The organism is Lonsdalea quercina subsp. quercina (assembly GCF_000688655.1).
GTDB classification, from domain to species: domain Bacteria; phylum Pseudomonadota; class Gammaproteobacteria; order Enterobacterales; family Enterobacteriaceae; genus Lonsdalea; species Lonsdalea quercina.
In genome coordinates this window covers 44,417-51,962 of sequence record NZ_JIBO01000014.1, presented here as the reverse complement: position 1 = coordinate 51,962, position 7,546 = coordinate 44,417, and the positions used below count along the sequence as shown (strand labels likewise).

3 protein-coding genes, 3 tRNA genes and 3 rRNA genes are annotated in these 7,546 nt (G+C 51.4%); 7 read left to right on the top strand and 2 right to left on the bottom strand.

The window, feature by feature from the left end; translation table 11 throughout:
- From RZ35_RS13240 to RZ35_RS13215, 6 genes are all read left to right on the top strand, one after another.
- Positions 1–520 (top strand): 16S ribosomal RNA (locus RZ35_RS13240); the annotation flags it as partial.
- A gap of 137 nt (positions 521–657) precedes the next feature.
- Positions 658–733: transfer RNA gene (locus RZ35_RS13235), tRNA-Glu, on the top strand.
- Between the two features lie 222 nt (positions 734–955).
- Positions 956–3,864, top strand: a 23S ribosomal RNA gene (locus RZ35_RS13230).
- Positions 3,865–3,970: 106 nt separating this feature from the next.
- Positions 3,971–4,086 (top strand): 5S ribosomal RNA (gene rrf, locus RZ35_RS13225).
- Between the two features lie 65 nt (positions 4,087–4,151).
- Positions 4,152–4,228: transfer RNA gene (locus RZ35_RS13220), tRNA-Asp, on the top strand.
- Positions 4,229–4,236: 8 nt separating this feature from the next.
- A tRNA-Trp gene (locus RZ35_RS13215) sits at positions 4,237–4,312 on the top strand.
- A gap of 180 nt (positions 4,313–4,492) precedes the next feature.
- Here RZ35_RS13215 and hdfR read toward each other — a convergent pair.
- Positions 4,493–5,335 carry an HTH-type transcriptional regulator HdfR gene (gene hdfR, locus RZ35_RS13210; RefSeq protein ID WP_026743741.1) on the bottom strand — a complete coding sequence of 281 codons (843 nt, stop codon included), beginning with the start codon at positions 5,333–5,335 and terminating at the stop codon, positions 4,493–4,495.
- A gap of 118 nt (positions 5,336–5,453) precedes the next feature.
- Between hdfR and RZ35_RS13205 the strand changes: the two genes are divergently transcribed.
- Complete coding sequence (locus RZ35_RS13205; RefSeq protein ID WP_026743740.1) at positions 5,454–5,792, top strand: DUF413 domain-containing protein; 339 nt, start codon at positions 5,454–5,456, stop codon at positions 5,790–5,792.
- Between the two features lie 52 nt (positions 5,793–5,844).
- Here RZ35_RS13205 and RZ35_RS13200 read toward each other — a convergent pair whose 3' ends face one another.
- Positions 5,845–7,371, bottom strand: coding sequence for a YifB family Mg chelatase-like AAA ATPase (locus tag RZ35_RS13200; protein WP_026743739.1), 1,527 nt, complete (start codon positions 7,369–7,371; stop codon positions 5,845–5,847).
- Positions 7,372–7,546 lie beyond the last annotated feature (175 nt).

Genomic DNA, 7,546 nt, shown 5'->3' with positions numbered 1-7,546 from the left:
GGTGACTTCGGGAACTCTGAGACAGGTGCTGCATGGCTGTCGTCAGCTCGTGTTGTGAAATGTTGGGTTAAGTCCCGCAACGAGCGCAACCCTTATCCTTTGTTGCCAGCGATTCGGTCGGGAACTCAAAGGAGACTGCCGGTGATAAACCGGAGGAAGGTGGGGATGACGTCAAGTCATCATGGCCCTTACGAGTAGGGCTACACACGTGCTACAATGGCGCATACAAAGAGAAGCGAACTTGCGAGAGTGAGCGGACCTCATAAAGTGCGTCGTAGTCCGGATTGGAGTCTGCAACTCGACTCCATGAAGTCGGAATCGCTAGTAATCGTAGATCAGAATGCTACGGTGAATACGTTCCCGGGCCTTGTACACACCGCCCGTCACACCATGGGAGTGGGTTGCAAAAGAAGTAGGTAGCTTAACCTTCGGGAGGGCGCTTACCACTTTGTGATTCATGACTGGGGTGAAGTCGTAACAAGGTAACCGTAGGGGAACCTGCGGTTGGATCACCTCCTTACCAAAGTGAAGTGCTAGTGAAGTGCTCACACAGATTGTCTGATGAAAAAGCAAGAGCAAAAGCGCACCTGTTGATGATGAGTCTCTGACTCATGCTGATGCGGAACGATTGAGCCGGAAGGCTGAGTCGGATTTCGTGTCCCCATCGTCTAGAGGCCTAGGACACCGCCCTTTCACGGCGGTAACAGGGGTTCGAATCCCCTTGGGGACGCCATACCGATAATGAGTGAAAGGCATTATCACCTGAATATCTTAAAGATGACTTTAACGAGTCGTGTTTAAGATATTGCTCTTTAACAATCTGGAACAAGCTGAAATTTGAAACGATACAGCTGAACATATCTCTCCGTGCAGTATTGAGATGTGATTTTGTTGTATCAGAGTCTCTCAAATAATCGCAGCGCGAAGTGTTTTACGAAACACCTTCGGGTTGTGAGGTTAAGTGACTAAGCGTACACGGTGGATGCCTAGGCAGTCAGAGGCGATGAAGGGCGTGCTAATCTGCGAAAAGCGTCGGCAAGGTGATATGAACCGTTATACCCGACGATACCCGAATGGGGAAACCCAGTGCAATCCGTTGCACTATCGCAACATGAATACATAGTGTTGCGAGGCGAACCGGGGGAACTGAAACATCTCAGTACCCCGAGGAAAAGAAATCAACCGAGATTCCCCTAGTAGCGGCGAGCGAACGGGGAGGAGCCCAGAACCTGAATCAGTTTGTGTCTTAGTGGAAGCGTCTGGAAAGTCGCACGACAGAGGGTGATAGTCCCGTACACGAAGAGGCATGGATTGTGAGTTCGATGAGTAGGGCGGGACACGTGTTATCCTGTCTGAATATGGGGGGACCATCCTCCAAGGCTAAATACTCCTGACTGACCGATAGTGAACCAGTACCGTGAGGGAAAGGCGAAAAGAACCCCGGCGAGGGGAGTGAAATAGAACCTGAAACCGTGTACGTACAAGCAGTGGGAGCCTTGATTAATCAGGGTGACTGCGTACCTTTTGTATAATGGGTCAGCGACTTATATTCTGTAGCAAGGTTAACCGAATAGGGGAGCCGCAGGGAAACCGAGTCTTAACTGGGCGTTAAGTTGCAGGGTATAGACCCGAAACCCGGTGATCTAGCCATGGGCAGGTTGAAGGTTGGGTAACACTAACTGGAGGACCGAACCGACTAATGTTGAAAAATTAGCGGATGACTTGTGGCTGGGGGTGAAAGGCCAATCAAACCGGGAGATAGCTGGTTCTCCCCGAAAGCTATTTAGGTAGCGCCTCGTGAACTCATCTTCGGGGGTAGAGCACTGTTTCGACTAGGGGGCCATCCCGGCTTACCAACTCGATGCAAACTGCGAATACCGAAGAATGTTATCACGGGAGACACACGGCGGGTGCTAACGTCCGTCGTGAAGAGGGAAACAACCCAGACCGCCAGCTAAGGTCCCAAAGTCATGGTTAAGTGGGAAACGATGTGGGAAGGCCCAGACAGCCAGGATGTTGGCTTAGAAGCAGCCATCATTTAAAGAAAGCGTAATAGCTCACTGGTCGAGTCGGCCCGCGCGGAAGATGTAACGGGGCTAAACCATGCACCGAAGCTGCGGCAGCGACACTTAGGTGTTGTTGGGTAGGGGAGCGTTCTGTAAGCCTGCGAAGGTGNCCTGTGAGGGTTGCTGGAGGTATCAGAAGTGCGAATGCTGACATAAGTAACGATAATGCGGGTGAAAAACCCGCACGCCGGAAGACCAAGGGTTCCTGTCAAACGTTAATCGGGGCAGGGTGAGTCGACCCCTAAGGCGAGGCCGAAAGGNGTAGTCGATGGGAAACAGGTTAATATTCCTGTACTTGGTGTTACTGCGAAGGGGGGACGGAGAAGGCTAGGTTATCCGGGCGACGGTTGTCCCGGTTTAAGCGTGTAGGTGGATGTTTTTGGTAAATCCGGAACATCATTAACACTGAGGCGTGATGACGAGTCACTACGGTGATGAAGTGACCGATGCCAAGCTTCCAGGAAAAGCCTCTAAGCTCCAGGTAACACGAAATCGTACCCCAAACCGACACAGGTGGTCAGGTAGAGAATACCAAGGCGCTTGAGAGAACTCGGGTGAAGGAACTAGGCAAAATGGTGCCGTAACTTCGGGAGAAGGCACGCTGGCGTTGGTGAAGGNACTTNCTCCCGGAGCTGATACCAGTCGCAGATACCAGCTNGCTGCAACTGTTTAATAAAAACACAGCACTGTGCAAACACGAAAGTGGACGTATACGGTGTGACGCCTGCCCGGTGCCGGAAGGTTAATTGATGGGGTCAGCCGCAAGGCGAAGCTCTTGATCGAAGCCCCGGTAAACGGCGGCCGTAACTATAACGGTCCTAAGGTAGCGAAATTCCTTGTCGGGTAAGTTCCGACCTGCACGAATGGNGTAATGATGGCCAGGCTGTCTCCACCCGAGACTCAGTGAAATTGAACTCGCTGTGAAGATGCAGTGTACCCGCGGCAAGACGGAAAGACCCCGTGAACCTTTACTATAGCTTGACACTGAACCTTGAGCCTTGATGTGTAGGATAGGTGGGAGGCTTTGAAGTGTGGACGCCAGTCTGCATGGAGCCAACCTTGAAATACCACCCTTTAATGTTTGATGTTCTAACGTGGGCCCCTGACCGGGGTTGCGGACAGTGTCTGGTGGGTAGTTTGACTGGGGCGGTCTCCTCCCAAAGAGTAACGGAGGAGCACGAAGGTTAGCTAATCCTGGTCGGACATCAGGAGGTTAGTGCAAAGGCATAAGCTAGCTTGACTGCGAGAGTGACGGCTCGAGCAGGTGCGAAAGCAGGTCTTAGTGATCCGGTGGTTCTGAATGGAAGGGCCATCGCTCAACGGATAAAAGGTACTCCGGGGATAACAGGCTGATACCGCCCAAGAGTTCATATCGACGGCGGTGTTTGGCACCTCGATGTCGGCTCATCACATCCTGGGGCTGAAGTAGGTCCCAAGGGTACGGCTGTTCGCCGTTTAAAGTGGTACGCGAGCTGGGTTTAGAACGTCGTGAGACAGTTCGGTCCCTATCTGCCGTGGGCGTTGGAAGATTGAGGGGGGTTGCTCCTAGTACGAGAGGACCGGAGTGAACGCACCACTGGTGTTCGGGTTGTCATGCCAATGGCATTGCCCGGTAGCTAAGTGCGGAAGAGATAACCGCTGAAAGCATCTAAGCGGGAAACTTGCCCCGAGATGAGTCTTCCCTGGGACTTTAAGTCCCCTGAAGGGCCGTTGAAGACGACGACGTAGATAGGCTGGATGTGTAAGCGTAGCGATACGTTGAGCTAACCAGTACTAATGACCCGAGAGGCTTAACCTTACAACACCGAAGGTGTTTTTAGAGAGACGAGATTCAGCTTGTTCAAAGATTGGTTCTGGTGGTTGCACGGGAAGAGAGTGTAACGGCTGGAATGAAACAGAATTTGCCTGGCGGNGATAGCGCGGTGGGCCCNCCTGACCCCATGCCGNACTCAGCAGTGAAACGCCGTAGCGCCGATGGTAGTGTGGGGNCTCCCCATGTGAGAGTAGGGAACTGCCAGGCATTAATTTAAGGTGCACAGCACCGGTTACTGGAAGACGATTATCCGGTAACGATACAGAATCGGTGGAGCGGTAGTTCAGTTGGTTAGAATACCTGCCTGTCACGCAGGGGGTCGCGGGTTCGAGTCCCGTCCGTTCCGCCACCCTATTTAGGGGCGTAGTTCAATTGGTAGAGCACCGGTCTCCAAAACCGGGTGTTGGGAGTTCGAGTCTCTCCGCCCCTGCCAGGAAATAACCCTTCACATTCTGTGAAGGGTTTTTTTTATCCTTTTTTAAATCCTATTCGATGGATGAATCACACATCCGGCGCACTCTCCTTTTTGTTTTCAATAGAGCTCTACCTTTCAACCCCGAGTAACCGGGACACCACAAAAGACGTATTTCCTTACTGCATTTTGTCTTCTACATCACTGAGTCGTGATGGTATCTAACGATGAGATTGGGACTTTCAGCAACTGCAGTATCAACGCCTGGTGATCGCTATTTTGCAGCCATACGGCATAAAAAGAACGGTTAACTACAGGAGCGGTATCGACGACTTGAAGTTCTCCATATTGCTGTTGCCAATGGTTAGGTAAGAATGCACATCCCCCCAATGTAGATATCAACTGACGCGTTAGCTGGGCGGATGTGGTTGTCATCACCGGCATATGGTCGTTCGGGAATAATCGGTTCTCCTGTTGACGAAAATCGACTCCCCATTCGAGCCTGATATAGGGAAGATGTTCTTTTGATTGTTGCCCCTTAAGCGTAAAAAGCGACAACGAGAAATTTCCGAGCAGTTGGCTGGCAAGTTCTTCCATTTTCGGAGGTTCAGTCGTGATAAGGAGATCTAACTGCCTCTCAAGCAACTGCTGCACCAGAGATTGGCGTAGCGCGATTCTCGCTTCCAATTGGAGCAATGGTCGTTGCAAATAGAGTTCATTGAGCCATGACGTCAAGTAAGCCTCCCAGAGAGAAGCCGTAGCGCCGATGGAAAGAAGGCTATGTTGCTGTGAACGAGCAACCTCTTTCTTCGCGATAGACCAGGTATTGATGAGATTCTCGGCATAGGGAAACAGCCTCTCACCTGCTGGCGTCAGGCGAATATTATTACGATGTCGAGTAAACAGATTAGCGCCAAGTTGGTTCTCGAGTTGACGGATACGGAAGCTAACTGCCGACTGTGTTAGATAGAGCGATTCCGCAGCACGACCAAAGTGCCTGGTTCTACTCACTTCCAGGAAGGTTTTCAATAAGTCGGTGTCCATGCGCTCTCCAAAAAAAATTTATCGTGATGATTTAAATGTTTTGTTTTACAGGAAGTCAAGCCTATCTAATACTCCGCGCCATAAAGGGCACGACCATAAAGCATTAGGAGCGTGTAAAATGGCAGAAAGCTTCTCAACAACCAGTCGTTTTTTTGACAACAAATTCTATCCGCGTGGTTTTTCTCGACACGGCGACTTCACGATTAAAGAAGCCCAACTGCTGGAGCGTCATGGCCATGCAATGCATGAGCTTGATATCGGTAAACGTCAGCCGAGCACGGATGAAGAAATTCAGTTTTTAGCCGTTTGTCACGGTGAACGTAAACCTGAAACAGAATTGGAAAAAATCTGGATAAAATATACGACACGTGTTCGCCGTCCTAAACGTTTTCACACTTTATCGGGTGGAAAACCTCAGATGGACACAGTTGAAGAATTCACAGAAAGTGAAGATTGATAAAATGGGGACGAGGTCCCCATTTTATCTTTTGGCTGAAGGTTATTTCTCTTTAAGCCAAATTTTTATGCAGTTGAATTAATAATCGATCCATACAGCGGTAGCTCAGCGCCTCCGCTAAATGGTTTCGGTTGATACTGACTTCCTCCGACAAGTCTGCAATGGTGCGGGCAACTCTTAGAATCCGATGCCACGCGCGTACTGAAAGCCCGAGCTTACTCATAACCTCTTCGAGATATTGCGCGTCTTTAGATGTCAGATGACAGTGAATTTCTATTTCCCTGGGCCTTAAATAGGCGTTGATCTTATCCGAGCGATCTAATTGCCGTTGCCGTGCAACCGACACGCGCGCACGCACTGTGGCGCTATTTTCCCCCTGACTACGCTGTTTGCGCAGAATTCCCGGCGGCAACAGCGGCACTTCGATAGAGATATCAAACCTATCTAGAAATGGTCCCGAGAGCCGAGTGAGATAGCGTAGAATTTGCTGCGCCGGCATGCGGTTGTGGATGCCCTGATAGNGCCCGGATGGGCTTGGGTTCATCGCCGCGACCAGTTGAAATCGTGCCGGATAGCAGACCTTGGCACGGGCGCGGGAGATAACGATTTCGCCCGACTCAAGCGGTTCGCGAAGCGAATCGAGAACGCGCCGCTCAAATTCCGGCAGTTCATCCAGAAAGAGAATGCCATTATGGGCGAGGGATATTTCTCCAGGCTTAGGTAGAGAGCCGCCGCCAACCAGAGCTGCGATTGACGATGTGTGATGAGGCGCCCGAAACGGCCTGCTACGCCACTTATCCGGCCCGTTATAGCAGCTCACCAGACCATTTATCGCCGCGCTTTCCAATGCCTCTGAATCATTCAGCGGCGGAATCAATCCTGCCAACCGACTCGCAAGCATGGTTTTCCCCGTACCTGGAGGTCCGAGAAACAACAGATTGTGACCCCCCGCGGCGGCAATTTCCAGCGCACGTTTGGCTTGCTCTTGGCCGACGATATCCTGCAAATCTAGCTCGGATTCCACATGATGCTGCTCAGGTGGCAACAGACGATTGCTCGACAGTGTTACCTTGCCATGTAAAAAAGCGCATACCTGCAGCAAATGATTCGCCAGCACCGCTTCACCCTCAGGAATCAGCGCCATCTCCCGTTGATTATCTTCGGGGACGATCAACTGCCTACCCACTTTCTGAGCTTCCAACGCTGCCGAGATAGCGCCGTTAACGCCACGCAGCGCGCCTGATAGGCCCAATTCCCCCAGGAATTCATACTCACGCAGTTTATTACCAGGAACCTGTTCAGACGCCGCTAAAATCGCTAAAGCGATAGGCAGATCGTAACGCCCGCCTTCTTTAGGAAGATCAGCAGGAGCCAAATTGACGGTAATACGTTTGGCGGGAAAGGTGAAACCGCAGTTAAGAAGGGCGCTCCGCACCCGATCGCGGGCTTCCTTCACCGTGGTTTCCGGCAGGCCGACCAGCGTGAGTGCAGGCAGGCCATTGCTGATGTGTACCTCGATCGAGACCTCCGGAGCCTGCATTCCAATCGTTGCCCGTGTAAAGGCTATGGCGAGTGTCATCGTGTTTCCTCCCTTTGCAGGGAATTATGACCGCCGTTTTTTGTGGTAAAAGAACGTCAGAGCGATTTTGCGAAGCGGTGCGAGGAAATAATTCGGCCGCGCTCATTCAGGTATGGAGAATTCCACCCTACGATATTCCGCTCGCGGCAAGCGAAAATTGGAATCGGCTATTGAA